General features: G+C 58.7%; 2 protein-coding genes. Both read right to left on the bottom strand.

The genetic code is table 11. The annotated features are described in order from the left end of the window. Window positions 1-105 precede the first annotated feature (105 nt). Window positions 106-462, bottom strand: coding sequence for a hypothetical protein (locus tag BQ17_RS20425; protein WP_218068146.1), 357 nt, complete (start codon window positions 460-462; stop codon window positions 106-108). Between the two features lie 24 nt (window positions 463-486). Next, window positions 487-768, bottom strand: a complete 282-nt coding sequence (locus BQ17_RS22445; RefSeq protein ID WP_218068144.1) for an AbrB/MazE/SpoVT family DNA-binding domain-containing protein — start codon at window positions 766-768, stop codon at window positions 487-489. Between the last annotated feature and the right edge of the window lie 152 nt (window positions 769-920).

Below are 920 nucleotides of genomic sequence, written 5' to 3'. Positions count from 1 at the left end.
TCGCAAAAGCCCCGCTCCCGGTCTCTGGTTCCCACGCAGCGCCTGGGAACGAGAAAACTCAGCCTGACTGATGACCAGTTGGACCGGTAACTCGGCACTTAGGTTTTACCCGATAGCCGGAAGGGCCAACGAAATATCGGTAGTCCCGGGGGCCGACAACATGTCGGCGATCCCAGGGGCCAACAAGATGTCGGCGATCCCGGGAGCCGACAAGATGTCGGCGGTTCCGGGCCGGCTGGGACCGCCGTCTTTCAGACGGCTTACGGACCCCATCACCAGCTGGCGGCAACGGTCAGCGCAGACGCCTTCCGGGCCGCACCGGATAACGCCGGACAGCCGGCAGGTTTGATTCCCGTGTATACCACCGGCCTGATGCTCTCCGCGGCCCAGAGCTTCCACCTTCCCACGCAGCGCGTGGGAACGAGAAAGACCGCGTCGGACGCCACCTTTTACAGCTAACAAAAAGTTCAACATCGCTCGGACGCGCTAACGCGCGCCGGTTAACTTGGCGATAAGCGGTTTTACCGATGTAGGAGGGCGTCGCAAAAACGGTGGCATCAGCTGCCAGTCTGTGAAGTTTAAACCACAGAGAACGCAGAGAATCGGCCGCTTCCTTATCTCCGTGTTCTCGGCGTTCTCTGTGGTTCGAAATGACTTCTCGATGTCGAAGGCGATTGCGTCACCGGCTTCCAAATGGAGCAGACGCCGCACCGGCTCGGGTATTGTTGCCTGGTATTCTTTCGTCAGTTTGCTTGTTGCTGTACGCATGATGAAGTCTCCGTAATCATGGTAAGACTAAGAGGCTGTCTAAAAACCAACACATTTTCGGCTGGCTCCCCACGCTCCAGAGACTGTGAAAGAATTCGCCCGTGCTTGCGGGCCTTGGGTTGCAGCACCTCGGAAGCCCGGAAAGCGGTGCC

The sequence above is a fragment of the Candidatus Thiosymbion oneisti genome (genome assembly GCF_900092655.1).
GTDB classification, from domain to species: Bacteria; Pseudomonadota; Gammaproteobacteria; order Chromatiales; family Chromatiaceae; genus Thiosymbion; species Thiosymbion oneisti.
Note: the sequence above shows the minus strand (reverse complement) of the source record. Positions and strands in the feature narration are given on the sequence as shown.

Coding starts and splice junctions, on each gene's coding strand:
- BQ17_RS22445 (WP_218068144.1), bottom strand. CDS start 768: ATGCGTACAGCAACAAGCAAACTGACGAAAGAATACCAGGCAACAATA.